Source organism: Paraprevotella xylaniphila YIT 11841 (assembly GCF_900683745.1).
Taxonomy (GTDB): Bacteria; Bacteroidota; Bacteroidia; order Bacteroidales; family Bacteroidaceae; genus Paraprevotella; species Paraprevotella xylaniphila.
On the sequence record NZ_LR215980.1, the window covers coordinates 3,413,068 to 3,439,967 of the forward strand.

Consider the following 26,900-nt stretch of genomic DNA (forward strand, 5'->3'; position numbering starts at 1 on the left):
GATATTCATATGAGCACTTTACTGAGACAACATGCCGAGCAACAGTTTGCAGAGGAACTTCATGAACTGAAAAAGAACGAGACCAACCCGATTCCCGAAAACTGGGAGATGTCACCCCAATCCGTGGTCACCTACCTCATGGGAGGGATACTGAAGAACGGTTTCGAGGTTTCACCGAAATACATAGGCAACCGCCGCCTGATGGAGATTGCCGTGGCCACCCTTGTCACCGACCGGGCGCTGCTTCTGTACGGTCTTCCCGGTACGGCCAAGAGCTGGGTCAGCGAGCACATGGCGGCAGCCATATCAGGCGATTCGACGCTGATAGTACAGGGTACCGCCGGAACGGGAGAAGAGGCCATCCGCTATGGCTGGAACTATGCCCGTCTTCTCGCCGAGGGGCCGAGTGAGGGTGCCCTGGTACAGACCCCGGTGATGAAGGCGATGCAGGAAGGCAAGATCGGCCGCATTGAGGAGCTTACCCGTATCGGTTCTGACGTGCAGGATACGCTCATCACCATCCTTTCGGAGAAGACCCTGCCCATCCCCGAGCTGAACAAGGAGGTGCAGGCCATCCGCGGATTCAACATCATAGCCACGGCCAACAATAGGGATAAAGGTGTGAATGACCTTTCAAGCGCACTGAAACGCCGTTTCAACACGGTCATCCTCCCGTTGCCCGACACGCTTGAGGAAGAAGTTGACATTGTCCGCCGCCGCGTGGAGAGCTTCGAGAAAGTGATGCAGCTGCCGGCAGAGAAACCTGCCCTTGATGAAATCCGTCGTGTCGTCACCATTTTCCGTGAGCTGCGTCAGGGAGCCACCGGCGACGGCAAGACGAAGCTCAAGAGCCCGAGCGGCACACTGAGTACGGCAGAAGCCATATCCGTGGTGAACAACGGCCTTGCCATGGCCGGCTATTTCGGTGACGGCCAGATCCATGCGGAGGACCTCGTTTCAGGCATCCTCGGTGCCGTGGTGAAAGACCCTGTACAGGACAAAGTGGTATGGCAGGAATACATGGAGACAGTGGTCAAGAACCGTGAGGGCTGGAAAGACATCTACAGGGCTTCAAGAGATATGATTTGATTGACGTATTTTGCATGAGACAAGTAATATGACAGACATTCATCTATTGGGAATACGTCATCACGGGCCGGGCTCCTGCCGGAACATCCTGCAGGAACTTGAGCGTATCCGTCCCGACCTCATACTGCTTGAGGGACCGGCGGAGGCCGAGGCTCTCATGCCGTTCGTCTCCTACGGGCAGATGAAGCCTCCGGTAGCCCTGCTCGGCTATCAACCCGATGTGCCGCAGAATGCCGTATTCTATCCGTTTGCCGACTTCTCGCCGGAATGGCAGGCTTTGCGCTATGCTCTCCGGGAGAATGTCACCTTACGCTTCTTCGATCTCCCGCTTGCCCATTCCCTTGCCTTCGAAGCGGAAAGGAAGGATGGCAACGAGCCTGTAGAAGCGGATGATGAAGCTATTAAACAGCCGGGTGATCCGTTTGACCTGCTGGCAGAAGCTGCCGGCTATACTGACGGTGAATCGTGGTGGAACATGAACATAGAACAGCGCAGAGACGGCAGCGGCATCTTCGAGGCCGTCAAGGAAGCTGTGACCGCGCTCAGGGAAGCCCTCTCGGAACATACCTCCCGCAGGAACCTTGTCCGTGAAGCGTGGATGCGTCGCATGATACGAGCGGCCCAGAAGGAACCTTTCGGGTGCATAGCCGTAATCTGCGGGGCATGGCATGTCCCGGCACTGGAGAATATGCCGAAGGTGAAGGATGACAACGAGCTGCTGAAAGGGCTCCCGAAGGTAAAGGCGGAATGCACGTGGATTCCGTGGACGTATGACAGGCTCACCTTCCGCAGCGGTTACGGGGCCGGCATAGACTCTCCGGGATGGTACCATTACCTGTGGCATCATCCGGAAGATGACGGCACCTGGTGGGTCAGCCGTATAGCGGCCCTTCTGAGGAAGAAGGACATGGACATCTCGGTGGCCCACGTAATCGAGACAGTCCGTCTGGCGCAGACGACAGCTGCGTTGCGTGGATTGCCCGCCCCGACGCTTGAGGAATACAACGAGGCGGTGACCACCGTAATGGGCTTCGGGGACGATATGCTGCTGCAGCTCGTCAGGGAATCGCTCATCGTGGGCAACTGTCTGGGCAAAGTGCCGGAAGCGGTACCCAAAGTCCCTCTCCTGATTGACGTGGAACGGCAGCAGAAACGCTTGCGTGTTCCTTTCACGGCGGAAATAAAGGAGATGACACTTGACCTGCGCAAGGAGACCGACCTGGAACGCAGCCTGTTCTTCCACCGCCTGGCCCTGCTTGACATAGACTGGGCCAAGCCGGAAACCGCAGGCGGCAAGGGTACTTTCAAGGAAAAATGGAGTCTTTACCATAGACCGGAACAGATTGTCTGCATCATAGAACGGGCAGTCTGGGGCAATACCGTGGAGGAAGCCGTGCAGAAGTACGTCTCTGACCGCATGACCGGAATCACCAGAATCCCCGAACTGACGGGACTTCTTGACCGGGTCATTCCGGCCAACCTTCCGGAGCTTGTGGAAGCGATGACCATCCGTCTTGACCGTCTGTCGGCGGCATCCACAGACATTGTGGAGATGATGGAAGCGGTTCCCGACCTGGTGAACATCGTCCGTTACGGCGATGTCCGCAATCTGGATTTCAGCAAGGTGGGCAACATGCTCCGGGCCATGGTGGCACGTATCCTTGCAGGAGGTCTGCTCGTCTGCATCAACATCGACGAGGAGGCAGCCGGAGAACTTCTTGAACACCTGTCGGCTACCAACTATGCCGTATCCACGCTTGATGACGAAGAGCTGAACGGCATGTGGTATGGGTTCGTGCAGCAGATCCGCAATTCATCAGGAGCGCATCCGCTGCTCTCCGGGTACGCGGCACGCATACTCTACGACAAGGGCAGGATATCGCGTGAAGAGATGCGTGACACCTTGAGCTTCTATTCATCGGTGGGCAACGCACCTTCCGACATCGCATACTGGTTTGAGGGATTCCTGCGTGCATCAGGTTCGGTACTGCTGCTGGACGACAACCTGTGGCAGCTCGTGAACGGCTGGCTCTGCGGTTTGAGCGACGCAAATTTCATAGAACTGCTGCCGGTGATCAGACGTACATTCAGCAATTTCACTACAGCCGAGCGCCGCAAACTCGGCGAGAAGGCCAAAGGATTCGAATTGAACGGAACCGATACCGGAATCGCCTCCGGGGAACATTCCTGCAATGACGGGGATGCATCCAAAGTAATACCCCTGCTCGGCAGACTTCTGGGAATCGGATAAAAAAGGAACAGAACATGGAAACAGAATATTTGAAAAGATGGCGTATGGCTCTCGGCGGGAATGCCGCTGACGGGACGGGTGTAACGCTGACGGTGGAAGAACAGCGCCTTGACAGTTCGCTGGAAGCCGTCTATGACAGTGACCGCCGCGGCGGACTCGGGTCGTCGGCCCCAAAGGTAAGCCGCTGGCTTGGCGATATCCGGGAGTTTTTCCCACAGACCGTCGTGCAGGTCATCCAGAGGGATGCCATCAAGCGTCTGCATATCGATTCGCTGCTTACCGAGAAGGAGATGCTGGCAACAGTTGTCCCTGACGTACATCTGGTAGCTACACTGATGTCACTCGGCAGGGCCATTCCCGAAAAGAACAAGGACATGGCCCGTCAGGTTGTACGCAAGGTCGTGGATGACCTGCTGCGGAAGCTCTCTTCCCCGACCCAGCAGGCCGTCACCGGTGCTTTGAACCGTTCGGCGAGAAGGCGCAATCCCCGTTACAACGAGATAGACTGGAAGACGACCATCATAAAGAACCTGAAGAACTACCAGCCCCAGTACAAGACCGTCATTCCGGAAGTCAGGATAGGCTACGGCAGAAAATGCAAGGCTCTGAAGGACATCATTCTCTGTCTCGACCAGAGCGGTTCGATGGGAACCTCTGTCGTATATTCCGGCATCTTCGGTTCGGTACTGGCCTCCCTGCCGTCCGTCAATACGCGTATGGTGGTGTTCGACACTTCGGTCGTTGACCTTACCGATGACCTGCAGGACCCGGTTGACCTGTTGTTCGGTGTCCAGCTCGGCGGAGGAACCGACATAGCCAGGGCCCTGACTTACTGTCAGGGTGTGATCACACGGCCGCAGGACACTGTGCTGGTACTGGTGACCGACCTCTATGAAGGCGGTGACGAGAAGGAGATGCGCAAGCGTTTCGCCTCCATTGTGGCCAGCGGTGTGCAGCTGATTGTGCTTCCGGCCCTGAACGATGACGGGGCGCCCTGCTACGACAAGCGTAATGCCGAGTATCTTGCCGGTCTGGGTGTTCCCACATTTGCCTGTACGCCTGACAAATTCCCCGACCTGATGGCTGCGGCATTGAGCAAGCAGGATATCGGGATGTGGGCATCAAAGAATATCAAAGAAAAATAGAGGAATATGGAACTTTCAGATGAACTGTACGACAGAATCGAAGAACTGTCAGAAACGGGAAATGAGGCGATGGAAAGCGAAGATTACGCGAAAGCCATCTCCTGTTTCCAAGAGGCACTGGACATCCTTCCTGAACCGAAGGAAGACTGGGAAGCATATCTCTGGCTCGCCGGCTCAATCGGTGACGCCCATTTCATGATGGGGAACTACGGCAAGTCGCTGGAGTTTTTCCGCAAATGCTACAATATCGGAGAGACAGACAATCCTTTCATCCTGCTGCGCCTTGGCGAGAACTATCTGGAAATGGAGGATGAAACCAATGCAACTGAATTTCTTCTCCGCGCCTATATGCTCGAAGGGGAAAAGATTTTCAAGGAAGACTGGAAATATTTCCAATGGCTGTCCGGGCATGTGAATCTCAAACAAAAATAATAACAAAATTATACGGCACTCATGAAAAAGGAAATAACAGACAGAATCAGGCTACTGGGCGGCAACGTAGCAAACCTGAAAGGGAATTCACTGAAAGAGGATCTCTGTGCCATTACATTCGATACGGCCTTGTTCCTTAAACCGGTGGACACGCCCTGGCTGGCTGCCGAAGATACAGAGCCGATTGAAGGTTTGGGCGATTGGGTGGATGAGCATATGGAGTTGTTCAATTCTGACAGGGAGGCGTTCTATAAGGAAATGACAGATACGTTCTTTACCTTGGATGAAGAACCTCGCCGCCAACTGTTTTGGGTTGCCAGACCATTTACGCCATTCCAAAAAGGGACACCGGATTTTGAAGAATGGAATGGTTGGTTTACGGATAATGCAGAGCTGGGTGAAATCATCAAGTATTCAAATTGTGCCACTCCGGATTTTGTAGAGCTGCTTTATACGGACGGTTATCCCAATTACTATCTCATCTGCCTGTCAGATAACGACCCTGAGAATCCTGTCATCTGGAGTACGGATCATGAGGAATTTTTCACGGAAGTAACCAATGAGGGACGACTGAATGATTTTCTCGACAGGTTCATGACTAAGGAGGAATTCCTGAAATTGGTGAAAAGTAAACTTGAAGAGTGAATATAATAGTTGGATTAATGCTTTATTTTATAGCAAAGCTATAAGAATGGAGAAATTTCTTCAAAATAAATATAATAAGCGGTTTGCCCCCCCCCTGAAAATCAGTTTGCCACAGAACATTATCAACCTCGAAAAATAAAAATATACGACATATGAATAGAATGTTGATACTATACATTTTTTTGTTGCTTTGCGGCACGGTTTCCGCACAACAAACAGTAGAATGGAATGATTTGCAGCCCCTGACGGATGATGCACACCGCACAGTATATTATAAAAAAGACAGTAAACGGCCGTTGCAGGGAAAATATCGCATTATACGAGGGCTTGACGAAGAACACGTGAAACTTTCAGACGGCATGATAAACGGTGACTATCATCGCTACCGTGACGGGGTATTGCGTGAGTCGGGCATATATGTCAAGGGCAAGCGTAACGGTACATTCACGGAATACTACCAAGACGGCGTTACTCCTCGAAAGGAAACACCCATACTACAAGGCAAGATAGACGGAACTGTAAAGACCTATTTCCGTAACGGAAAAATAGAGATAGAAAAGGAGTACAAACAGAGTGTGGAGAACGGGCGGGAACGTCGCTTTGCCAACAAGACGGGTAAGCAGATTTTTGAATCTCATTATATCGACGGGAAAAAAGATGGCGAGGAATGGGAAATCTTCGAGGACGGCCGCGCAATACGCAGCAAGACTACATGCCACTACCGTAATGGAAAACTCGACGGTTCGTATCGTGTGGAATCAACATGGGAGGGTAAACCCTATATAACCATTGAGGGACAATACACCGACGGTGAGAAATCAGGGCAATGGATACAGCATAACTATCAAGATAATACCCAAACCTGCACATGGCATGGTGAAGGTGGGGCTTAAACTTAGATGAAAACCGTCATCATAACACTACTTTTGACGGCTGCATCGGTCATGAGTTGCAAGCCGCCTATGCCTCCGACAGACAATGAGTCCGCCTGCACATCTTCATGCAAACAAGACCAACGGACAGCGGATGTTATTGGCGAAGCGGATATAATAACGGGGATTGCTTCCGATGATTTTCCCTCCCTTTTCATACAAGGCAATCATTTCCAGTTCCAACGCAAGAATGGATTATATGCTCCTTTGGGTATTGGGTTCATGGAGGTCATAGCCGAGCAGAACCCCGTCATACCATTATACCGGACAGCAACGTGCAAGGAGCCGGAAGATAGCATTGCACTGCATCAGTATCCGTTTGACAAGGATATTGCCGAGCGGAAAAGGAAGGATGACAATCCGCAGGAATGGCAGGACGGACAGAATAACGCTTCATGCAAAGATGGCAGATATTACTATCGTTACTCTTCGGAATCAGATACGTTAATGCCCTTGGCATGGAGATCCGGAAGCAACATACATGAATACTTAGAAGAGACGGCAAGTCTGACCTACACTTTTCCCATGCTCCGTTTTAGAGTGTTGGGCTTAATGGCGGGAAGGGCTGAAATTGTACTGAACGAGGAAAGCGGAAAAACGGCATGGATCAACTGTTCATCTGGGCAGATTATGATGCATGGAAACAGGATGCAACGCAACCGCAGCCTCATGCGGATAAATGGTATTCCAGCGAAAAGAACGCATGACTTTGACACCTACTATATCTCTTGGGAAGACTATCTTCGCATGGTGACGGTAGTCTGCTTCAAGGACAATACAGAAGTCCGAAAACCGTTTGAGGTACAAGGCGATACAATAAAGAGTGAACAAGGCTGGAAATTATGGAAACAAGGAGAAGAGCTACTGATAAAAGATATTATAGAATACTACCTTGAATAATGTCGGCTGCCGGACAAACGCCGGGGAACTCTTTCGGGCGGGACGGGGCGCGGGAAGTTTCGGCGAACAGCCGAAGCCCCGTGTGTCAAAGTGCAAGCGCAAGATAGTGAAAACCCTTTCACCCACGTTAGGGATTGCAGGGGAAAAGCCACAGCATAGCGAGGACTTGTAGCGGAAAGCCCGACCCGAAGGGGGAACGCCCAAACAACCACCCGAACAAACTGCTTTTTGGCAAGGATTGCATTTATGGAAAAATACGAAGTAGATTATAGTGAGTCATCCTATTTTGTTTTTTAATACAAACAATGCGATTTCGCCCAATAGCAAAGTCAAAAAGCTACCTATCCAAAGATAATAACCTGTTGACAAATGAAAAACTCCAAGAGTGCTTTCAATGCCCCGTTCCGGGTCTACGAATATCGGATTATTTAACCTGCCAACGGGTACGATATTAATTAGGGATATTCAGTAAATGTCCCTAAAAAATAAGATGGCATATGAAGATGATAGGGCATGACCACTTCATAGGCCGTTCTTATTGCCATTTTTCGGTGCTTTCTCACATAATTCTATCCGACAGGACATGACGTTCCGGAAGAAGTCTGATGACCTCTTCTGATTCTGTGAGTAACATCATATCATGCTGCTTTAGCTGTTTTGTTTCTGATTTTTTCTATCATCAGTATGGCATTTGCCGTATGTATTCCAAAGAAAATCCACAGTATTTCCGTCTTCCTGTTTCTGGCCTTTATCCTTGAGAGCGAGTAATGTTGCTTCTGAGTGCCGAAGCTTCCTTCAAGCCGTGTGGCCCTTTCTTTTGAGAGTTCGCTTCTAAGCACCTTCCTCAAAGACTCATCTTTTGCCGCCCTTCCCTTGCGCACAAAGGATGTGGATATCCTATATTTTGTACAGAACTTTCTGTTGGCATTATTAGCATATATGGAATCGGCAGCCACACATCTTACCCTTACATTCATAAGCTTCTGCTGCATACGGATACAGTCCTTCAAGCGTATACCCTCATTGAATGCCTTGAACGAGAGGTGTTCGATGAACGATATGCCGTCTATCTGTATATTATTGACCTTTGCACCAAACTCGACGGACTTGGTTTTCTTGCCTCTGACGATGGGACGTACATAATGACGGTCAATGCTGACGATGCGGTCACTGACTTTCCGCCCTTCAAACATTTCCTTTTCCTGTACAAGGACCTTTCTGATGGTGGAAAGACGCTTATGGTAATCCTGGGTATATCGGAGTAAAGCACCGTACTCGCTATGGATCCCATCCCTTTGACTGAGGAGCTTTTCAGGAAGCTTGATCATACGGCGCTTAAGCATTCTTGTCCTTGAAGCTCTCCTCTTTCTTTTCTTGCAGTAGGACAGATAGGATTCCGCCACATTCCTGTATTTGTTGCGCGGACGCCTTATGCCCAGCTCCCTGCAATGCCGGCATATATGCCTGTAGAGCCATTCGAGGCTTTCCCAAAGAAGTTTCATGTCCGTAGGAAAACGCATGTGGCTCTCATAGCATGTGGCATCGGTCATGCAGACGTGAAGGTTATCAAGATAAGGTTTCCAGTGTGAAGCCAGGACCTCCTGGAAAGAATCAATGTCAAGGCGGGATGCTATCTCATTACGGATGGCACTGACTATCTTGAAGTTGGTTATGGGAAGGGACGGGGGGATCATAATTCCACAGAAAATCTGGTAGTGTATGTTCCCGTTCAGATGTTCCACCAGTTGCCTGTCGGAGAATCCGGTGTATGCCTTCAGGACCATAAGGGCGATCTTTGCGGAAGGACTGAATATGTTCCTGCGGCCCAGGCGTCGGTCCGACAGGCCTGCGGCTTTTGCCATACATTCAAACGGAAAGACCGAATGAAGCTTACCAAGCTCACTCTCATTAAAACTCTTGCGGTATTTTTCCAGAATATCAAATTCTGTAAAACCCAAAGTAGGGTGAATTTCTGAAATATTTTGTATCTTTGCCATATCTTATTAGTTTGGGTATTTCCCCCGTTTTAGCCGTCAAACCTTGTTTTCGGGGGAATACCTAAAGATACAAAAAAGCCAACTAATTCGCAATAATTTGTGTATGAATTAGTTGGCTAATTTTATAATATTTAATGAATGTCCCTAATTAAACGTTTACGTCTTTTGCCGCATTAACCCAGCCTGTTGTCTCTGCATCAAACTGGATCGGATTCAACACAGCCTCTCCCTGATCATCATAACCACCACCGAAAATCAACGTGTAGATATGACGCTTGCCCTGTTCCCATGTATCTCCGAACGGAACATAAATTGTTTTGTATTCGCTTGCTGAACCCAACAGATAAGCTCCGGACTGCCGGATTTTGCAGGCGATCTCCAGATAACATTGCTTCGCATTATCGGCCTCCAACTTGCTTTTGGTGGCTGTTTCGGAAACTTTCCAAGCAGTCAGCTCCTGTGGTATATTCAGCATAGGAGTATTTGTGGTAATATCGGTAGCTTCGGTATTGCTATTGACCGTGATGTTTGCGTTTTTCACTACGGTAAATGCGTGTGGAAATGCTAAATCAGACGAACTCCAACTTCCCGTTCCATCGGCTGCCGCAGGCAATGTGAAGGCGCCGGCAAATTTGAAATTATGAATCTTGATCACGTCGATGTCCACCTGCATGTTATCGTATTGGGTCTTTGCTTTGAATACGACCTGTGACAGAATATGTTTGAAATTAAATTTCACTATTCCGTTGTTCATGTCTTTTGTCTGGCCTTTGGCCATGGCATACATCACGTCGTAGTTTGCATGAGTAGTACCGCTTCCATACTCATCCATGCAGGTATAACTTATCTTTTGGACATCCTTGGTGGCTTCCCAACTATAAAACACTATCATGTCTTCACTAACCGTTCCGGGATTGAACGCGTAAAAGTCCAAAGCCTCGGTAGGCCAATAACGAAGGTCGTTCGCATCGTCATAATCCCACTTACCATTTTTGTACACGATCTTCACTCCGTCATGTCCAAAATCCGTGTCTACCTTTCCCATGAAGGCAGTACCATCCGTCGTAAAAGCGAACACGTCGAAATCGGTGCTCGTCAAGTTGTCGGGGGTAGTAGGGATAGCCCTCGTTTCCGCCGCATTACTTAACACGTTAAAACCAATCGCATTCCGTGAGGAGGTTTCCACATTCGCAATCTCCTCGTCTGAGCAACCCATGAGTAGAGCTCCAAAGATTGCCCAAAGCATTACTGTACTTTTTTTCATAAATAAAAACAATTTAAATTGATACATATAATTAATAAAACTCGATTACAACACTATATCCACATTCACATCATCCCAATCATCAACGTCCACATCAAATCCCGGACCGCCACTTCCCGGCTCGGATGGTACCTCATAATCAAAATTCAACACCAGATGCACATCACCGATATGCCCCGCTACCGGGACATCATGCACTTGGTCGCTCACGTCCTGTTCCAATACAGACATGCTGCCGGAACGGTTCTTGAGATACAGCCGGAAAACATTGGGCTCTCCTTCAAGTGCGGAATGTCCAAACGTATAGAATCCGCCTATAATCTGATTCCGTGAAACCATTCCATCAAAGAGCAGGCTCTCCGAAAGACCGGCGGGCAAACTGTCGCCGGACATGTTAAGCGAGCCGGACATGCCGGAAAGAGCGGCCCGCAAATCCGCCACCCTATCCAGTCCCCGAAGACCGTTCACCTCATACGTGTAGTGACATACCATGTTTACGGGAGTTAGTCGTACTATCTCCGCGCTTCCTCCCGGAATGTCCTTGAGGATAACTCTGTCTATATGGTCGCCACACAGCCAGGGTGGGGTGACAGCCATTGTCCGGTTATCCGGCGACTGAACATCACGCGTATCGGCAGTAAAAAGCGTGTAACTGCCGTTTTCTTTCCAAACCATCCCGTCGGTATCGTAGTTGAAGCAAATTACCCGGTAATCATTCTCGGGGAGCTCCACTTCCCCATCCTCTCCTCCGGGGAAATCAAATATCCACGTGTTGCTTTCATCGTCGGTCGGATAAAATACGACCCTCATGCCTTCAGGCTTGTCATGATTGGAAATCTTGGTCCAGTCGAATAATACCCGCACCTTGGCAAAGTGCGGATGATCGTAACATAAATCCTTATGCTCACAAGCCGTCAGTCCTATCCATAAAAATATGAACACCAGACAAAAGCGTATCCGTATCACTGCCTGCCTCCTTTCTTCTCGTTGTAGTTGCCACGGCCGATCAACCACACCAAAGAGATACCCGCCTTGGTCGGGCCGAACCAGCGGCGGTTTTTAGTGGTCTGCCATACATAGTGACCGTCCAAAGGGATGTACTCCTTGTACGATCCTCCAAGGTAGCCGATTCCCAACGTGAAATCCACATTGAACCGATGTCCCACAGGTAACGAGTAGCCGTAAGCCACGCCTCCCCCGTAACTCCATTTATCCCCCAAGTAACCTTTCCCACCCAATTCGAAATCATAGGTGACGATCTGCCCGTACAATCCGACATGATGCCCGGAAAACGGTTTTTCCACCGCTCTCCGACCGAACCAGCGGCGCAACTCCACATCTCCCCCATAGATACGCCAATAATTATGCTTCCGATCACTTTTCCACCAGGCATACATCCAATTCCCGGCCACAGACCAGTTCTTCCCCAAACAGAACTCAACCCCGATGTCAGGTATCAAAACAGCGTCATAAAGCAAGTTTGTTTTCACCGCCATGCAAAACGGCCGTTTCTTTACCGGAGCTATGACGGTAACGGTATCACGGATGCACAACGTATCACGTGTATGTATATATACCGTATCTCTGACGGGATTTATCGGATCACTATCATAGCATATTTTCACCATCGACGAACGAAGTTTCGGAAAATGGAATTTATACAAATATGAGTATGGCCTCCCCCCTTTCAGTCTTTTCAGTTCTCCCCCCAAATAAGGGCTGTCCTGGTTTTCCAAACGGACGATCTTCTCCAACAAACGAAGGACATCCTCCCTCTCCGGAACATTCACATCCGCTCTCACCATCGTTATAAGTCCGTTCCAGTCGCTTCCCGAAAAATGAAAATCCCTCTCCAATACCGGAATCTTTATATAAGGTGATATATACCGCCACAAAACCTCTGCTCGTTTTTCAGACAGCCTTCCATTCAACAGCCCCCCTCCTTCCGGGGAAGCTCCTCCTATTATTTGAATTTTCCTGATAAGACGGACGGAGTCGTTCAATGCGGAACAGATTTTAGCAAACCGCTCCATCTCGTTCCCATTGTCAAGTAAACATGTATCTATATTTACCTTTCCTTGATGAAAATAGATCCTTACCGAATCACGCTTCTCCTGAGCGGATATTTCTCCGCTTATACTCAACACGAGCACGAACAATACACATTTAATATAAAAACCTCTTTTCGTCATTTAATCATTTGTTAATATGACAATCCAACCCCAGGCTTTTACACCCCCTGAATTTCAACCGCTAAAGATATGCACCTATAAACCAACCTCCAAAGCAAAAAACAAGTATTTTAAACTTATAAATACTTAAAAAGACAACCACACAACAGCTACAACACTTACCACAGCAGCCAATCACGCTTACACAACAATTAAAAACACTTAACATCATAAAGAAAAGTACTTAAACATACAAAAAAAAAAAACAGTTGTTTTTGCAGGAAACATTATACTTAATAACACTTAAAACAATAAAACACATGAAATTCAGCACAAAAGCCGCTACTTTTCTAAGTTCAATAAAAACTCAAACTTACGACAAAAAAGAAAGCGAAATGATAATAACGTATCAACAAAAACGTGTCTTTCATCTATCCCTGCTCATGCTGGCCTTATGCGCACCCATATACATATATTCAGTTCCATTTCCCAATGAACAGTTTTATTATATTAACAGCGTATTATTCCTGTTTATCATTATGTGCACTCTCGCTTATTTTAAAAAGAGAGTAAATCTGACCACGACCTTTTCCATTATACTGATAGCCATACATATCGAGATTTTTATCGAGATAATTTATTGCTCAATATGTAGCGGATATGAATATAGTTATCAAAGAGCATTGATAATGAGTAACATTACTATCTCTCTCTTATTTACCATGCTTTCCATCTGTGCCTATATGAGTAATATCTCCATCCTATTGTCCTCCCTTACCATAGCTTCCTATACAATCTGCACACTTATCACCGACGAACCGTTCCTATACAGTTATCTGCCTTTGATCATCATCATATACACCATGATCCCCTTATTAGGAAGATCCTTACACAGTAATATCAGCAGCTTGCTAAAAAGTAGCAACTTGCTAAAAGAGGAAGAGGAAATGCTTTTGAAACGTCTCCAAATGAAAAAGGAAGAACTATTCGCGTTCGCCGAGTTGTTAAGCGAGAATAACCCGGAAGAAAAGACAAGCTCCCTGTTAAACATAATAGGGGAACAATCCAAAGAAAATCTTTTTACAGCCCTTGCCGCATACCAGAAAAAGGAAAAAAGTAAACTTGATACAATCAGGAGAATATATCCCAATTTATCCCCGTCCGAATTAAACATCTGCCGTTTAATACTGCAAGACAAGACCGTCAGCCAAATATGCGAATTATTACATCGGAGTAGCGGAAACATAACCAGCCAACGAGCGAACATACGTGCCAAACTCGGACTGAAAAAAAGCGACAATTTAAAAGAAGCATTACAAGAACGCATGAGGCTGTATGAAGAAGAACACCACCGGCAAGAGGAGTTTTCAGCCATGCGTTAGGGATTGCAGAGTAAAGCCCACAGCCTTTAGGCGAGGACTTGAAACGTAAAGCCCGACCGTCCCACGGGAACGCCCAAAAGAAAAAAAATCCCCCGAACATTCATCCGGGGGACATTCAGGTCGTCACATGAATATATCTGTTATTTAATTTTTCACCTGAAAACTAATCCCGGGGAAACCATTGCATGAATATTCATCTGCCTTTAACACATCTAAAAGCAAAAAGTCCCTTGGCGCACCGGCGTCACAGGAACTTTTCACATATAAAAGACACATGTTCTTTCACTGTATGCGTATATATTCCGAATACCTGATTTCCACATACGGGTTGTCACTGGAAATGGACTGATGGATAGCCTTTACACGCTTCCAGAACCACCATCCCTTGTATTCTACCCAAACCGCCTGATTGAGGGTTACCGGAACTTTGATGTCGCCTTTGAGCCGTTTGTTCTCGATCAACCCGGTAAGTTGGATATACGGTGTAACCATCTCCACCTTCTGCCGCAGCAGTGGAACGGTATCACGGATAATGAGCGTGTCACGGATGGCGGCATCTATCGGGGCTTTCACTTCGACTTCATGCCGTGCAGCCACTTCGAGGTTCCTGATTTTCACGCCTAGCCTTTCGATGGTCTCGGCATCCTTGGCACGGAACTCTTTATACTCATCTATAGTCAGCCGCAATGCCTTGGCATCGAGGACCATCGTCGCTGAATCGATCTGCATCCGCTTCACATCGGAAAGCAGTGCGGTGCTGTTCATGCGGAATCGGTCGCGTTCTTCCGTGAGGCGTATTGTCCGCCGGTGCTGCAGCCAGAGGATGCTACAGAGCAGCAACACCGTTGCCAGAAGTATTCTGTTTAATCTACTCATATGATACTGATTCTTCGGGGATGAACCACAGAAATTCATCCATATAGATTTCTTCCAACAATACAAGGCCGCCCCGGTTCTTTTTTCGGTTCTGCGGGAGGTCTTCAACGACCAGTCCACGGCGACCGACCAGTTCGTCCAACCTCATTTCGGAGAGTTCAGGCGAAGCGATGATGGTAACGTATGCATTCTTTTTCATAACTGGTCTTTCCATGATGTTTTTACTTGTGCGTTCCCTGACATTTGAGAAGTTCACGGATATCGGCACGGATTTCGTGCAGGTCATTCTGTACCGTGTTGAGCTGCATCATGGTTGCCTCGAACACGGACTTGTCCAGCTTCATGGCGTTGATACGGTCATACTGGTTCTTGATTTCCACTTCCAAACCGATACATTTGGTTTCCAGTTCTGCAATTTGGGCGGTGTTGTTGACATGCTGTATGTACAGTGTCAGCGAGAACGAGAGTACCACGACAATGAGCTTGAAGTACTTCATTACAAATTCTTTGAGTTGTTCCATATCTTATTCCATTAAAAGTGAGAATGCGTCCCTGATAGCCCTCAGCAGAGTCTCGGCTGCCGCACTATCCCGGAACCCATAGATGACAAGCGCGATCATCATCGCCAGATAGACCCACCAGGCGATTTCTTCCTTAGTGATTTTACGTTTCCGCTTCGCCATCTTTTACAGGATTTTGGGGTACGATTACATTGAAGATAACATTGCCGTCGCTGCCTTCGATACGCAGGCGGTTCTCCTCCTTGTGCCTGATGGGGAAGATATCCATCAGCGCCTTGGCGGCATTGACCGACACGGCCCTGAGCGGTGCCGGAGAGAGCGGCACACCGAAACGGTCTGTATAGTCCGAAGTGGCCGTCTCGTCCATGATTGCCTTGAGAGTCTCGGTCACCTGCAGCTTTACAGCCATCGTCTCCATCTCGAACCGTTCCGAGGAGAGCAATGCCTTGATATGTGCCAGCACATGCGGTTTGTTCATCAGGTAATTGGCCGAAGCATACGGGTTCTTCACCGTATCCTCACCGAATACCTCCACAAAGCATTTTTTCGGCTGTCCGGCATATTCCAGCCCGCCGTTCACATAGAGGTTGCAGAATTGCAGCTCCTGCTCCGTGAGCGGGTTCTCTTCCGGCCTATCCTGCGTGTTCGTTATCTTGTCTGACATCGGTTCTTCCTTCCTTTTCTGAAAGAGTAGCGGGTTTGTATCCCGGAGGTTTTACAAAATCCGCCTTTTCATTGAGCAACTGCTCCATTAATGCGTCATAGAATACCTGGGCCAACGCATCGGCACACGCCTCCGCATCCGCTAGCGAGTTGATGAGCCGCAGGTTGAACTTGATTTCCAGGTCGTAGCCCGATATGAACGCCATCAGTTCGTTCCCGTCATAGCCCAGCGCCCCGTAGGTCATCCGGTCCGCCGTACGGAATGTAATGGTCTCGGGAATCTGTTCCCGGTCAATGCCTTGGGCTTCCTTATTCGTGTCCATACTCATATCTTGAAATATTTACGGGTTTTCTCTTTCTTCTGCGTAGCGATTGCCGCCCCTTCCGTCTGGCGCAGACGGGAGGTATAGACCCCCAGGATGTCAAGCGTGGCCGTCACATCCGCAGCCGCATCGTGGGCATCGTCCAGTTCCACCCCCAATTTTGAGGCTACCAGTTCCAGTTTATACGAAGTAACCTCCGGATCAGCGGCAAAAGCCAACCGTCCCATGACAAGCGTGTCGATGTAGTGCGGCTGGAAGTTGCCGTAATAGTCCTTGGTACCGGAAAAGGTCTTTTCAAACTCGGCGGCCAGTCCGGCATAGTTCATCAGCTGTTGCAGGAATCCGATATCGAAAGCGATGTTCTGTCCGACCAGCACGGGCTTGCACTGATAGCCCTTCGAGAGGGTGCTGCGTTTGGCGAAGGCGATGACTTCTCCGGCGACTTTCTTCATGTCCACACCCTGTGTGCGCAGCATCTCCATGGTAATGGCGGAATAGTCCAATGCCGTCTGTTCGTACTTCATCGGGACATATTCCGGTTCTTTCGCCTGTTCATGGCGGGTACGCAACACCTTGCGTCGGGGAAGCCCCGCGTCCTGTTTCCCGTAGGGGGCGATATACGCCTGATAGCGGTCGAATACCTGCCATGTGTCGAAACGGACGGCTTGCAGGGCGATCTGTGTACAGGCGCATTCACGGCAGTCCAGCCCTCCGGTCTCGAAGTCCAGCCCGATGCCTACATATATCTTCTGTTCTGTCTTGGGTGCCATATCTTTTCAGGATTGAATGAATAACAATGAGTTCCTATAGGTCTGTAATGTATTGCATCCGTTGTAGTCGCTGTAACGGATGACGGCAGTGAGGATGACCACCCGGTCTTTGAGCGACTGGATCTCGGTGTGGTGTTCCATGTAATAGTCGTTCCAGCATACACATTCCGCCAGACGGTTGTTCTGGGAGAGTGTCAGCTTGGCGAAACGCTTCCGGCTTCCCGTCTCCCTGTCCTTGTAGGTATGTTCGGTTACATCCACCACCGTGGCGCAGACAGTCGCACGCCTGCCGTCGTTCTCGTCCCGTGCCACCTCGTCCAGGGTCAGGTAAGAGGCTTTTCCCTTGACCTGCCTGCGGGCTTCCGAATTGTTGAAGATGCGGCGATAATCGATGCTGCCTATGCCCGACACGGCAATCTGCTGCTGCGACCAGAAGAAATGCCGCCCGCGCATGTCCTGCGGGAAGTCTTTTTCAGAAAGGGAGAATCCCAGTTCCCGTGCTGTGCGTTCGAGCAGCGCGCAGCGTTCGGTAACCGCCCCGACTTTTTCGATACGGTCGAAGCATCCGGCAAGGATCATGTGCTTGACATGCCGGGCGTTCACGGGGACTTTCACGGCCTCTTCCGCGTTGTCGGGGTCGTCCCAGTAACTGTATTTCTTGAGTTTGTAACGGAATATGCGGTGGATGAAGTTCTCGATACCGGTATATGCCCCGCCCCGGTCGCGTTCCGTGACGATGTATTCCACTGTCTTGACACCGACCTGTTTGATACGGGTAAGCGACCAGAAGATTTCATCGGTGGCATAGTCGGTGAAGAACTCCGTCCCGGAGCGGTTGATGTCCGGCGGCACGATCTTGGCCGACGAGCAGCGTTCCATCTCCGCCATCAACGAAGGAATCTCCTTGTCGTCCGCCCATTGCAATGCCACCGTGTAGAATGCCGAGGGGTAATTGGCCTTGAGCCATGCCCCGCAATAGGCTGTAAGGGCGTATGCCGCGGCATGGGAACGGTTGAACGAATATTTCCCGGCTACCTCTATCTTGTGCCAGATTTCCTCCGCCTCATAGTCCGGGCATCCGTTCCCGACGGCTCCGGCAATGAAATCCGCCTTCAGCGTGGCCATCAGGTCGGCTTTCTTCTTTCCTATGGCCTTGCGCAGATAGTCGGTCTTCCCGAGGTCGAATCCCCCGAGCGTATGAGCAACGGACATGAACTGCTCCTGGTAGACCATGATTCCGAAAGTGTTCTTCGTTGCTTCATAACAGCCGTAGTTATAGACCGGGGCCACTTCGCCACGCCTGAAACGGACATAATCATCGGTGGCACCGATGTCGAGTGTGGCGGGACGGTACAGGGCATTGATGGCGATCAGGTCCTCGATACACTCCGGCTGTACATCCTGGATAAACCGGGTAATGCCCGGCGAAGAGAACTGGAACACATTCTGCGTGTTGCCGTCCGAGAGCAGTCGGTAGGTCTTCCCGTCTTCCAGCATATCCTGCGTAATACGCCCGATAGTAAGTTCCTGCCCGAAATTCCGGTTGACCAACTCGATGACGGCACTCAGTTTGGCAAGTTCCTTTGTCGCCAGCACATCCTCCTTCAACAATCCGATCTCATCGACCGAATAGCCGTCGAACTCCGATACCAGTGCCCCGTCCATCTTACGGACCGGCAGGAAATCGAAGCATTCGGCGGGCCTGCCGTCCCGCGTGTCCGGTGTGACAACGATGGCCGAGGCGTGTATGGAGGCCGCTTTGGGCTGTCCGAGCAATCCTTGCACGTCCTCGATGACCAGCGGATAGGTCTGGATAAAGTCCCGAAGTTTTCTGTTGAAGGCAGCCTGTCTGAACAGTCCTGTCCAGTCCGTGCCGTCATCTATCATGGCGGTAATATAGTTCACGATGGAGTGAGGCACGCGGTGTACGCGTGCCACGTCCTTCAAGGCGGCTTTCAGTTTCATCGTGGTAAAGGTGCCGGCGGAAAAGACACGCTGGCGGCCGTCCGCGTTGTACCGTTCTTCCAGGTAATCCTTGATCTCCTGCCGCCGGTCGGAGGCATAGTCGACATCTATGTCCGGCAGCGAAGCGTGGCCGCCTTCTGTCAGTCCTTTGTCCACAAAGGCATCCATGACCGTCAGCGGTCCGTCTGCTTTCCTGATTCTTATATGTGTTACTTTCATCTGATATATTTCTTGTATCGTATTATCGCGCTTACCGTCTGGCGGCTGACACCGTACTGTTTTGCCAGGCTGTTCTGGGAAGCCTGGCCGGAGGAATACCTCACCCGTATCTCTTCCGCCTGCCCGTTGGTCAGTTTGGCGTTCACGCTTTTCTCGCCGTAATCCCGTTTGAGGCCACCCGCTATGGCATGTTCCATATTCCGCTGGTGCGTACACATTTCCAGGTTATCCGCACGGTTGTTGTCGCGGTTCCCGTCGATATGGTTCACCTCCAGTCCCGGATTCCAGTCGGGCAGGAAGTGCTGTGCCACCAGACGGTGCACGGAGAACTTCTTTCCGACACCGCCCTTGTAGAGTCGGACACAGTCATAGAGCGAAGTCGTCCCACACCAATGACACATGATACGTTCGGGTTGTGTCCAGGTGATACCGTCATGCGAAACTTGCCGTTCCAGACTCTTGACACGCCCGAGGTTGCTGATCTTGTACTTTCCTTCATAGTTCTTGATATCCACCCAGATTTCCCGGGTGTCAGCCATGGGTTATACGGTTTAGTGCTGTCTGAAAAATTCCCAGGTCTATCTCCACGCCGATGAACCGGCGTCCCGTATTCCGGCAGGCCACGGCTGTACTGCCGCTGCCCATCGCAAAGTCGAGGACGATGTCTCCTTCGTCGGTGTAGGTGCGTATCAGGTATTCCAGCAGGGCGACAGGTTTCTGTGTCGCGTGCAGGCAGGAGAGCTGCTTGTCCGTCTTGAATTTCAGCACACTGCGCGGATAGCGTTCCGTGGATATGTAATCCCGGAAATTATCGTGCTTCCGGTATATCTCGCCGGCATCGCATTTCCGCTGGTGTTCGGCCATCACGACCTTGCGCTTGTGCCCGTCCGTCTTGATCGGATGATACTTCGGCAACCTGTCGTAAAAGACCAGAATGTCCTCGTGCGCCTTCATCGGCATACGCCTGGCGTTTAGGAAGCCTGTCGCCTGCGTCTTCTCCCATACCCAGGCATACCGCAGCCTGCGGAGATTGGAGCTGCCCAGCAGGCTCGTAAAAGGATGCTGGCAGAACAGCAGTACGGGAGTGTCAGGTCTGGATATGCCCTGTACAGCATTCCACATCCCGGGGATGTCTATCACGGCGTCCCATCGACAATGTGTCGTACCGTATGGAGGGTCTGACAATACCATGTCGGCAGTGATGCCTTCTTCAGCCAGCAGGGGCAGCACATCGAGTGCATCGCCCCGGTAAAGGTCGCAACCGTCATAGGGACGGTGGTGTTCGTAGGTCGGATTCATGGGTTTCGAGTTCCTTTAGGTTCCACAAGCAATCTCGGCGGTCAAAAAGGATTTCGTCGCCACACATCAATTCATCTGCGTATATCGTCCGCTCTTCTCCGTTACGGATTACCCGCATCCGGGCATCCGTGCACAGACGGTAAGTCTTGCCTTCAGATTCCATCTCCACATAGCGTTCGCCCTTGCCGAGTGTGATGTCCGGGGCAAGCACCGTCAGTTCGTCTTTCCAGCTGAGCCCGCAGCGTTCCGGCACGAGGAAGCGCGAGAAGATAAGGTCGTATTTCAGCGGGTCGATGGAGGTTATGCCAAGCAAGTAGGAAACCAGCGAGCCCCCGGCGGAACCGCGACCTATACCAGTTGCGATGCCTCTCCGGTGCGCCTCCCGCACCATATCCCACTGCACCAGGAAATAGTCCACATTGTCGGTCGATTCAATGATATAGACTTCCTCGTCCAGCCGTTCCCGATAGCGTTCCCGCTCCGGTTCCGGCACTTTCCGGTCCAGCCCGTCGTCAAGCAGTCGGAGGAACATCGTACGGCGGTCACCATACCGTTCCCGCTCTTCCGGTCGCATACGGTATTCCGGCATGAACATTCGCCCGGTCTCGAATGAGGCGTCCGCACGTCCGGCAATCTCCACCGTGGGACGGCACATGCGCCTAAACAGGGAATCGAAGTCCCATTGCCCGGAGAACAGAGGACGGAGCGTGTCATACAATTCATCCGCTGTCTTGAAATACTGGTCATCGCTCTGTTCATGGGCGGTTCCCGTGGCAATCTTGTTCACCACGATTCTGTACCCTGCATCGTCCTTGTCCATGTAGTAGCAGTCCGGAATCAGGACTGGTTCTACTGTAAATGAATCCGTGTCGGCATCATAACAGTTGCCGAAATAATATTTCAGGGCTTCCAGTTGCTCCCTGTCAATGCGGTCCGCCTTGTATTCGTTGGCATCAATCTGGTAATAGACCGCTTCGGCACCTTTTCGGATACGCTCCACCTGTTTGGGATGTCCGGTCATCCAGTAGACTGAACGGGTGGCAAAGACCGGCACACAACCTGCGGCATACATCAGCAGCTGTTCATAGCGGAGGGTGTTGTCTTCCGAATCGACCATGACGGCCCGTTGGATGCGCAGCAGATTATGCAGTCCCTCGTTATCCAAGGCATAAATCTTCAGCCCGACACGTTCTTCTTCGTGCGTCATTGTCAGCGAGTAGCCGAATATATGTTTCAGCCCGGTATTGGCGCACTCCTTCTGAAGGTTCAGCGTGGCGGCCATTGTATTACGGTCGCAGATGCCGACAGCCGTATGCCCGAGCCATTTCGCCTTGCGGCACAAATCTTCCGGCGAGCCGCAGGCGTTCAGCAGTTCGTAGGAGGTATGGATGCCGAGGTTCACGAAAGGTACATCGTGTACTGGAGGCTTGGGTCGGCCGATATATCTCAGCAGGTTGAAACGGAATTCTTCCCGCAAGTCATAATAGTACCAGTTCCTGCCGAACGGGAAGGCCACATGGAAGATTCCTTCTTCCATCAGCACATCCGGACTTTCCATCAGGTTGAACACGAGCTTGTCCCCGTCGCTGCGGAAAATGGATTCCACTCCCGACAGGTCGGCCGTGAAAAGCCGCCCGAAGCCGGGAATATCCACCACTTCCGTATCGACCGGGATATAGGTTATCCGTTGTGCATCGAGCCATGAGAAAAGTTCTTGTATCATCTTTCCTGTACTTTTTTGAGTTTGTATTCAAGGACGGACAGCAGGCGGCAGGCGAAAATCCCGTAGATTTCCGCTTCCGTGAGTTCGTCCCAGTCTTTGGCGGCATCGGCAATGTCCGCGATGAAAACCTCGAAATAGGGTTTCAGCCGTTCCGCCGTCCGCTTTACCGACTCGACGGCATCACCATCGTAACCGATGACTACAGTTCTGACGCCTTTCGATTGCAGCTTGTAGATCTGTACATCGGATATTTTCTTTCCGAAAGTGGCCACGGCTGCGACATGGGAATTGTCATAGAGTTCGAGTCTGCGGGTCAGGGCGATGACATCGAAAATACCTTCCGCGAGGATGACCGTATCGGTTTCATCCATACGGACGGCATCGTAGTTATAAAGGAGTTTGGAAAAGTCGTTTTCCGTGGAGTTCCGGTAACGCAGGATCCTGTACCCGCCGCTATGTCTGGTCTTGCGGTTGTGGGCGTCTATATCCTCTTTCGGCCAGGTATGGCGGGAGACATAGCCGACAACCGTACAGTCATCGATGACCGGAAAAACGACATAGTCAGCGTAGCGCGGATTGAGCCTGCCGGTTATCCCGACTGGGAAATACTCGTAATCGTCGAAACAGAAGCCGCGCCGCTGCAAATACGGATGCCGGAAAGTGCGCTTGTAAAAGTCCGGCAATTCGACCGGCATCAGTTCGTCGTCTATTTCTTCCGCCTCGTCCTTCTCCAGCAGGTGCAGGTTCAACGGTGCGGCAATGTCGGCTGTCTGCAAAACCATCAGGTCCATGCGACCGATAGCCGCCAGAAGTTGCTCCAATGTACGGGTGGATGCCCCGCAGGAGAAGCAGTGGGCCATGAAAGGCCAGCGGTGGGCAGTCGCCTTGCCGATGTAGATACCGAACTTACCGCCCGACTTTCCGCAGAACGGGCAGCGCGGAACGATAAGGTTCTTACCGCTCCCGTCCCGTTTGGCACCCGTCTCGCGGGTTATCTCCGAAACCAGATATTGATATTCCTGTACCGACAGTTCCATATTAAGGTATAGTCGTGACCGCTACAGGTTGGTTTGAAATGTTTGGAAAAAGAATCCGGATTAGCCCAATAAAAATAGACCGGCAGAATCATGGAAGGTCTGTTCCACCCAAAGGAAAAGAGAAATTGTCTTCCCGGCTGGACAAAAAAGACTGCTTTTGTCCAATCGATAAAACAATATATAAATAAGGAGATTGAAAATCAGCATTGGCTGATTTTCAGGTGTAGAGATGTACTTTTCTAAAATGATCACTCTCTACATAAAAAAAGCGTATTTTTTGTGCAGTACAATAAATATACTGAATGAAAAGTATCGTTTTCCAATTACTACAGATAATGGATTTGTATTTGCGAGGTCATTCGAACTTTCCTCGAACAAAGGTCGTATGATATCTCGAACGCCAAGACCCGTGAGCGGAAACTGAAAGCCTTGGAGGCGGCAGAGGAATTGAAATGTGAAAACCTGCTGTTGATAACATGGGGAACGGACGATATGGCGGAATACAAAGGGCATACAATAAAAATCGTATCTGTCCGGAATTGGTTTTACGCATGTAAGCTGCCATATATTCTCAACATTCCAGTCGTTACAAGTCAAAAAGCCACCGACACACCGCATCCGGATCGATGGCTTTTTATTCCCTGTTCAGATTCAGTGTCCTCTGCCCGTCATAGAACACCTCATTGTCGTAGTCGGTGGCAATCCTGATAGTGTCTCCTTTCTTGAAGAACCGGCTTTTGGCCACGTGCAGGCGCATAACGTTCTCCTTTCTTTCAGCCGATGACTGGTTGAGCGAAACAAGGTGCGTGCACGGGCGGGCCAGACCTTTGGCCTCCGAACAGTTGTACTCGGTCAGCACGTTCCGCTCGTCATTCAGCCACTCCCGGTCTTCGATGGTAGACTGGTAAGTCACCACCATCCATACCTTTTCGTCCGCCGCCAGGTCCTTCAGGTCATTAGCCACCGCGATACGCTTCGCCCGTTCATGGTCGGCTCCCCATGAACGGCGGTTGGCATCCGTCAGCAAGTCCATCGAATCCACAATCACGATGTCCGGATTATATCCTTTGAGCTTCCTGTATTCCGAAATGCCGTTCTTGATGTCGAGTGTCGAGACCTGGGCATTGAAACGCGGGTAACTGCGCACCGTGATGCTTCCGGCATACGAGGCGACCAGTTTTTCCAGATGTCTCATCTCCGTATCCGAAATCTTTCCCCGCTCGTAATAGTAGGCGTTCCTGGAAATCAGTCCGCCGGAATAGGCGTTCAACGCCTCTTCTTCCGAACCTTCCAGCTGGAAATGCAGCACATGCAGCCCGTCATCGATATCCGCCCTGACACCGATCCATTTGGCGATGTGTGACTTTCCCACGCCTGTGCTGGCCAGGAAACAGGTCAGCTGACCTCGCAGGTTACGTCCGGCATTGAGCGCATCCAGATACGGGATATAGAAGCGGGACACACGAGGGGCGGCCGAGCGTTCCTCTTCCTCCTCGCGCCGGCGGTTCCTCTCGAAACGCTCCTTGAAAGTCGCGGCCACATCGACGAACGAGGTGCTCTTCAGCGTGAACCCTGCCAGCCACTCGGCATATTCCCGAAGAGTCTTCTCCGCCTTGTCCTGTTTGTTCTCGTTATACAGTTTCCCGACCTCCGCATAGACCGACTGCAACCGGACCCCCTTGATGTAGGACTCCAGCATGTCGGTCATCACCTCGGCACTCTGTCCCTCGTCATACTCCCGGAAAGTGTCTATCAGCTCGATGGCGTCGTAATCCTCATGGAAGGTCTGTGCCAGCACGGCATACGACGGCGGTGTCTTGTATGTCTTGAAGTGTACGGCTATCGCCTCCTGTACCTGCTGGAACGAACGGTCCGGCAGGTATTCCTTGCGCATATGCCGGGCTAGGACGGCACACAACGGTTCCTGTCTGAGCGCCGTGGCATAGAGTTCATACAGGAACTCGGCACTGAGCGGATTGACGGCACTCATGGCTTCGCCTCCTTTTTCCGCCACGCCTCACAGCGGATACGGTACAGTTCCGGATAGCGCGCCTGTGTCCTTCTGCGGCACGGCTCCGCTTTCGCACATTTTGAGCATGACGGGGAGAAAGGCGTCCACATCAGCGTGGAGAGCGCACAGATGAGATATCCCGCTTCGGTGGAGAGCAGTCGCCGCTTGGTCGTCTCCTCGTATTCCGGATAAATAAAACGCCCGAACGGATGGCTGCGGCGGTCTTCCACTGCCCGCGCCAAATCATGCCGTGACAGCCCGAAACTCTTCAGCCACCGGTCCTCCCGGTAGCGGCGTTCCTTTCCCGAGCGGAGATAGCGGTCGATGGCTTTCTTTCCGAATGAATGCGAGACGTTCCATTTCCTGCGATACGCGGTATCATATCCGGAAATGGCATATGTCTGGCAGATACAGAAGTCGGACAGGCGTTCCGCACTGACGGAGACGACCTCCCGGCACAAGCCGTCGAAACACATCCCGAGCTGCCTGTCCGACTTGCCGCCGGTAGGGAACACAAAATCCGCCCACACCGTGGTGCGGACCAGCCGTGTAAAGAGCCTCCGGCATCCGTCAATCCATTCTTTTCTCTCCATCGCGTGTCAATAGTTTGCGCAGCTGCGTCTTGGCTAGGAAGATGCGGCTTTTTACCGTTTCTACGTTCCTGGTCTGCAAAGTACCGTTGTTATAGGTGATTTCCATGATTTCCCCGAGTTTGTAACCAGCCTGCTGCAAGAGCAGGGCTTCCCGGTAAATCGGTTTGAGCCGGTCCAGTGCCCAGAGGATGTCATCGTTATAGAACTCGCGGTAGTTGTCCATCCCCATGCTGTTTCCCGACGGTTCGTCCTCATCCGACAGCGAAGAGGATATTTCCGAAATGTCGATATTGTCGTCCGGGGGCATGCGGTTCCTGTTGCGGTTGTTCAGGTCCGCCACAAGCCGTTTGGTCACGGCATAGATCCAGGTCTTTACCGGACGGGCCGGGTCATAACTGTCCATATACTTGAAGAAGTTGGCCAACGCCTCGAGGTAGTTGTCCTCGATGTCCTCCTGGTTATAGGTATATTTGATACAAATGCTGTATATCAGATTCTTGTGCGGCATCACATATTTTCTGAGAAGTTCCGCCCTCTGTCTCGCGGATTCGTCTTCAGGCTGGAGAACCGCAATAAACACATCTTTCTTTTCCACGTTTCCACTGACTGAAAAGGTTGATAATGAATCTCATGTCCTAATCTGTCAGCTACCGTGAGCGTCAATTGAAAAAACGGGCGGCAGCATTACCGCC

26 protein-coding genes are annotated in these 26,900 nt (G+C 50.7%); 8 read left to right on the forward strand and 18 right to left on the reverse strand.

The annotated features are described in order from the left end of the window. Positions 1-9: 9 nt before the first annotated feature. From E0E47_RS14275 to E0E47_RS14305, 7 genes are all read left to right on the forward strand, one after another. Positions 10-1,089: an ATP-binding protein gene (locus E0E47_RS14275; RefSeq protein WP_004328517.1), complete on the forward strand. Its 1,080-nt coding sequence runs from the start codon at positions 10-12 to the stop codon at positions 1,087-1,089. Positions 1,090-1,117: 28 nt separating this feature from the next. Beyond that, the gene (locus tag E0E47_RS14280) at positions 1,118-3,340 is read left to right on the forward strand and encodes a DUF5682 family protein (protein ID WP_130894022.1); all 2,223 of its coding nucleotides are present in this window, start codon (positions 1,118-1,120) and stop codon (positions 3,338-3,340) included. 14 nt (positions 3,341-3,354) lie between these two features. Then, complete coding sequence (locus E0E47_RS14285) at positions 3,355-4,485, forward strand: vWA domain-containing protein (RefSeq protein ID WP_004328515.1); 1,131 nt, start codon at positions 3,355-3,357, stop codon at positions 4,483-4,485. A 6-nt stretch (positions 4,486-4,491) separates the two neighbouring features. Then, the gene (locus tag E0E47_RS14290) at positions 4,492-4,917 is read left to right on the forward strand and encodes a tetratricopeptide repeat protein (RefSeq protein ID WP_117515201.1); all 426 of its coding nucleotides are present in this window, start codon (positions 4,492-4,494) and stop codon (positions 4,915-4,917) included. Positions 4,918-4,938: 21 nt separating this feature from the next. Beyond that, entirely contained in the window at positions 4,939-5,562 is a 624-nt protein-coding gene (locus E0E47_RS14295) for a hypothetical protein (protein WP_117722006.1), read from the forward strand. 152 nt (positions 5,563-5,714) lie between these two features. Continuing rightward, on the forward strand, positions 5,715-6,455 hold the full coding sequence (locus E0E47_RS14300) for a toxin-antitoxin system YwqK family antitoxin (protein ID WP_004328512.1): 741 nt from the start codon (positions 5,715-5,717) through the stop codon (positions 6,453-6,455). 6 nt (positions 6,456-6,461) lie between these two features. Next, complete coding sequence (locus E0E47_RS14305; protein ID WP_117515197.1) at positions 6,462-7,394, forward strand: hypothetical protein; 933 nt, start codon at positions 6,462-6,464, stop codon at positions 7,392-7,394. A gap of 638 nt (positions 7,395-8,032) precedes the next feature. On the opposite strand, the gene E0E47_RS14310 is transcribed toward E0E47_RS14305, so the two are convergent. The 4 genes from E0E47_RS14310 to E0E47_RS14325 form a co-directional block, all read right to left on the reverse strand. After that, a complete protein-coding gene (locus E0E47_RS14310) occupies positions 8,033-9,391 on the reverse strand; it encodes a transposase (protein WP_130894023.1) in 1,359 nt (452 codons plus the stop codon). Between the two features lie 148 nt (positions 9,392-9,539). Further along, positions 9,540-10,655 carry a fimbrillin family protein gene (locus E0E47_RS14315; protein ID WP_130894024.1) on the reverse strand — a complete coding sequence of 372 codons (1,116 nt, stop codon included), beginning with the start codon at positions 10,653-10,655 and terminating at the stop codon, positions 9,540-9,542. 45 nt (positions 10,656-10,700) lie between these two features. Further along, positions 10,701-11,621, reverse strand: coding sequence for a DUF5119 domain-containing protein (locus E0E47_RS14320; protein WP_130894025.1), 921 nt, complete (start codon positions 11,619-11,621; stop codon positions 10,701-10,703). After that, the gene (locus E0E47_RS14325; protein ID WP_055204023.1) at positions 11,618-12,847 is read right to left on the reverse strand and encodes a DUF3575 domain-containing protein; all 1,230 of its coding nucleotides are present in this window, start codon (positions 12,845-12,847) and stop codon (positions 11,618-11,620) included. The genes E0E47_RS14320 and E0E47_RS14325 overlap by 4 nt, the downstream gene beginning before the upstream one ends. Before the next feature lie 299 nt (positions 12,848-13,146). Between E0E47_RS14325 and E0E47_RS14330 the strand changes: the two genes are divergently transcribed. Beyond that, on the forward strand, positions 13,147-14,208 hold the full coding sequence (locus E0E47_RS14330) for a helix-turn-helix domain-containing protein (protein WP_007756689.1): 1,062 nt from the start codon (positions 13,147-13,149) through the stop codon (positions 14,206-14,208). 282 nt (positions 14,209-14,490) lie between these two features. On the opposite strand, the gene E0E47_RS14335 is transcribed toward E0E47_RS14330, so the two are convergent. The 14 genes from E0E47_RS14335 to E0E47_RS14405 form a co-directional block, all read right to left on the reverse strand. Then, complete coding sequence (locus tag E0E47_RS14335) at positions 14,491-15,084, reverse strand: DUF6549 family protein (RefSeq protein ID WP_008860767.1); 594 nt, start codon at positions 15,082-15,084, stop codon at positions 14,491-14,493. After that, entirely contained in the window at positions 15,077-15,283 is a 207-nt protein-coding gene (locus tag E0E47_RS14340; protein WP_008860768.1) for a hypothetical protein, read from the reverse strand. Before E0E47_RS14340 ends, E0E47_RS14335 begins: the two co-directional genes overlap by 8 nt. Before the next feature lie 22 nt (positions 15,284-15,305). After that, positions 15,306-15,605: a hypothetical protein gene (locus E0E47_RS14345; RefSeq protein ID WP_129614700.1), complete on the reverse strand. Its 300-nt coding sequence runs from the start codon at positions 15,603-15,605 to the stop codon at positions 15,306-15,308. A gap of 142 nt (positions 15,606-15,747) precedes the next feature. Next, the gene (locus E0E47_RS14350; RefSeq protein WP_130894026.1) at positions 15,748-16,269 is read right to left on the reverse strand and encodes a hypothetical protein; all 522 of its coding nucleotides are present in this window, start codon (positions 16,267-16,269) and stop codon (positions 15,748-15,750) included. Then, positions 16,238-16,597, reverse strand: a complete 360-nt coding sequence (locus E0E47_RS14355) for a hypothetical protein (RefSeq protein ID WP_009316565.1) — start codon at positions 16,595-16,597, stop codon at positions 16,238-16,240. Before E0E47_RS14355 ends, E0E47_RS14350 begins: the two co-directional genes overlap by 32 nt. Further along, the gene (locus tag E0E47_RS14360; RefSeq protein WP_008860772.1) at positions 16,594-17,361 is read right to left on the reverse strand and encodes a 3'-5' exonuclease; all 768 of its coding nucleotides are present in this window, start codon (positions 17,359-17,361) and stop codon (positions 16,594-16,596) included. Before E0E47_RS14360 ends, E0E47_RS14355 begins: the two co-directional genes overlap by 4 nt. A gap of 6 nt (positions 17,362-17,367) precedes the next feature. Further along, positions 17,368-19,545 (reverse strand): helix-hairpin-helix domain-containing protein, encoded by a 2,178-nt coding sequence (locus tag E0E47_RS14365; RefSeq protein WP_130894027.1) that lies wholly within the window; start codon positions 19,543-19,545, stop codon positions 17,368-17,370. Then, positions 19,542-20,084, reverse strand: a complete 543-nt coding sequence (locus tag E0E47_RS14370; protein ID WP_004322855.1) for an HNH endonuclease — start codon at positions 20,082-20,084, stop codon at positions 19,542-19,544. Before E0E47_RS14370 ends, E0E47_RS14365 begins: the two co-directional genes overlap by 4 nt. Beyond that, entirely contained in the window at positions 20,077-20,844 is a 768-nt protein-coding gene (locus tag E0E47_RS14375) for a DNA-methyltransferase (protein ID WP_009316563.1), read from the reverse strand. Before E0E47_RS14375 ends, E0E47_RS14370 begins: the two co-directional genes overlap by 8 nt. Beyond that, complete coding sequence (locus tag E0E47_RS14380; RefSeq protein WP_117677904.1) at positions 20,810-22,567, reverse strand: PHP domain-containing protein; 1,758 nt, start codon at positions 22,565-22,567, stop codon at positions 20,810-20,812. Before E0E47_RS14380 ends, E0E47_RS14375 begins: the two co-directional genes overlap by 35 nt. Further along, complete coding sequence (locus E0E47_RS14385; RefSeq protein ID WP_122139558.1) at positions 22,564-23,604, reverse strand: toprim domain-containing protein; 1,041 nt, start codon at positions 23,602-23,604, stop codon at positions 22,564-22,566. Before E0E47_RS14385 ends, E0E47_RS14380 begins: the two co-directional genes overlap by 4 nt. A 634-nt stretch (positions 23,605-24,238) precedes the next feature. Next, a complete protein-coding gene (locus E0E47_RS14395) occupies positions 24,239-25,594 on the reverse strand; it encodes a DnaB-like helicase C-terminal domain-containing protein (RefSeq protein ID WP_117677907.1) in 1,356 nt (451 codons plus the stop codon). Next, positions 25,591-26,208: a hypothetical protein gene (locus tag E0E47_RS14400; RefSeq protein WP_117677908.1), complete on the reverse strand. Its 618-nt coding sequence runs from the start codon at positions 26,206-26,208 to the stop codon at positions 25,591-25,593. The genes E0E47_RS14395 and E0E47_RS14400 overlap by 4 nt, the downstream gene beginning before the upstream one ends. Beyond that, positions 26,186-26,788, reverse strand: a complete 603-nt coding sequence (locus E0E47_RS14405; RefSeq protein ID WP_004322848.1) for an RNA polymerase sigma factor — start codon at positions 26,786-26,788, stop codon at positions 26,186-26,188. The genes E0E47_RS14400 and E0E47_RS14405 overlap by 23 nt, the downstream gene beginning before the upstream one ends. Positions 26,789-26,900: the final 112 nt, after the last annotated feature.

What these genes read in the sequence shown, in the direction of transcription:
- E0E47_RS14395 (WP_117677907.1), bottom strand. Translation starts at nt 25,594, where the DNA reads ATGAGTGCCGTCAATCCGCTCAGTGCCGAGTTCCTGTATGAACTCTAT.
- E0E47_RS14285 (WP_004328515.1), top strand. Translation starts at nt 3,355, where the DNA reads ATGGAAACAGAATATTTGAAAAGATGGCGTATGGCTCTCGGCGGGAAT.
- E0E47_RS14305 (WP_117515197.1), top strand. Translation starts at nt 6,462, where the DNA reads ATGAAAACCGTCATCATAACACTACTTTTGACGGCTGCATCGGTCATG.
- E0E47_RS14370 (WP_004322855.1), bottom strand. Translation starts at nt 20,084, where the DNA reads ATGGCTGACACCCGGGAAATCTGGGTGGATATCAAGAACTATGAAGGA.
- E0E47_RS14375 (WP_009316563.1), bottom strand. Translation starts at nt 20,844, where the DNA reads ATGAATCCGACCTACGAACACCACCGTCCCTATGACGGTTGCGACCTT.
- E0E47_RS14315 (WP_130894024.1), bottom strand. Translation starts at nt 10,655, where the DNA reads ATGAAAAAAAGTACAGTAATGCTTTGGGCAATCTTTGGAGCTCTACTC.
- E0E47_RS14300 (WP_004328512.1), top strand. Translation starts at nt 5,715, where the DNA reads ATGAATAGAATGTTGATACTATACATTTTTTTGTTGCTTTGCGGCACG.
- E0E47_RS14380 (WP_117677904.1), bottom strand. Translation starts at nt 22,567, where the DNA reads ATGATACAAGAACTTTTCTCATGGCTCGATGCACAACGGATAACCTAT.
- E0E47_RS14325 (WP_055204023.1), bottom strand. Translation starts at nt 12,847, where the DNA reads ATGACGAAAAGAGGTTTTTATATTAAATGTGTATTGTTCGTGCTCGTG.
- E0E47_RS14355 (WP_009316565.1), bottom strand. Translation starts at nt 16,597, where the DNA reads ATGAGTATGGACACGAATAAGGAAGCCCAAGGCATTGACCGGGAACAG.
- E0E47_RS14360 (WP_008860772.1), bottom strand. Translation starts at nt 17,361, where the DNA reads ATGGCACCCAAGACAGAACAGAAGATATATGTAGGCATCGGGCTGGAC.
- E0E47_RS14280 (WP_130894022.1), top strand. Translation starts at nt 1,118, where the DNA reads ATGACAGACATTCATCTATTGGGAATACGTCATCACGGGCCGGGCTCC.
- E0E47_RS14295 (WP_117722006.1), top strand. Translation starts at nt 4,939, where the DNA reads ATGAAAAAGGAAATAACAGACAGAATCAGGCTACTGGGCGGCAACGTA.
- E0E47_RS14335 (WP_008860767.1), bottom strand. Translation starts at nt 15,084, where the DNA reads ATGAGTAGATTAAACAGAATACTTCTGGCAACGGTGTTGCTGCTCTGT.
- E0E47_RS14400 (WP_117677908.1), bottom strand. Translation starts at nt 26,208, where the DNA reads ATGGAGAGAAAAGAATGGATTGACGGATGCCGGAGGCTCTTTACACGG.
- E0E47_RS14275 (WP_004328517.1), top strand. Translation starts at nt 10, where the DNA reads ATGAGCACTTTACTGAGACAACATGCCGAGCAACAGTTTGCAGAGGAA.
- E0E47_RS14350 (WP_130894026.1), bottom strand. Translation starts at nt 16,269, where the DNA reads ATGTCAGACAAGATAACGAACACGCAGGATAGGCCGGAAGAGAACCCG.
- E0E47_RS14310 (WP_130894023.1), bottom strand. Translation starts at nt 9,391, where the DNA reads ATGGCAAAGATACAAAATATTTCAGAAATTCACCCTACTTTGGGTTTT.
- E0E47_RS14365 (WP_130894027.1), bottom strand. Translation starts at nt 19,545, where the DNA reads ATGAAAGTAACACATATAAGAATCAGGAAAGCAGACGGACCGCTGACG.
- E0E47_RS14290 (WP_117515201.1), top strand. Translation starts at nt 4,492, where the DNA reads ATGGAACTTTCAGATGAACTGTACGACAGAATCGAAGAACTGTCAGAA.
- E0E47_RS14385 (WP_122139558.1), bottom strand. Translation starts at nt 23,604, where the DNA reads ATGGAACTGTCGGTACAGGAATATCAATATCTGGTTTCGGAGATAACC.
- E0E47_RS14330 (WP_007756689.1), top strand. Translation starts at nt 13,147, where the DNA reads ATGAAATTCAGCACAAAAGCCGCTACTTTTCTAAGTTCAATAAAAACT.
- E0E47_RS14345 (WP_129614700.1), bottom strand. Translation starts at nt 15,605, where the DNA reads ATGGAACAACTCAAAGAATTTGTAATGAAGTACTTCAAGCTCATTGTC.
- E0E47_RS14340 (WP_008860768.1), bottom strand. Translation starts at nt 15,283, where the DNA reads ATGAAAAAGAATGCATACGTTACCATCATCGCTTCGCCTGAACTCTCC.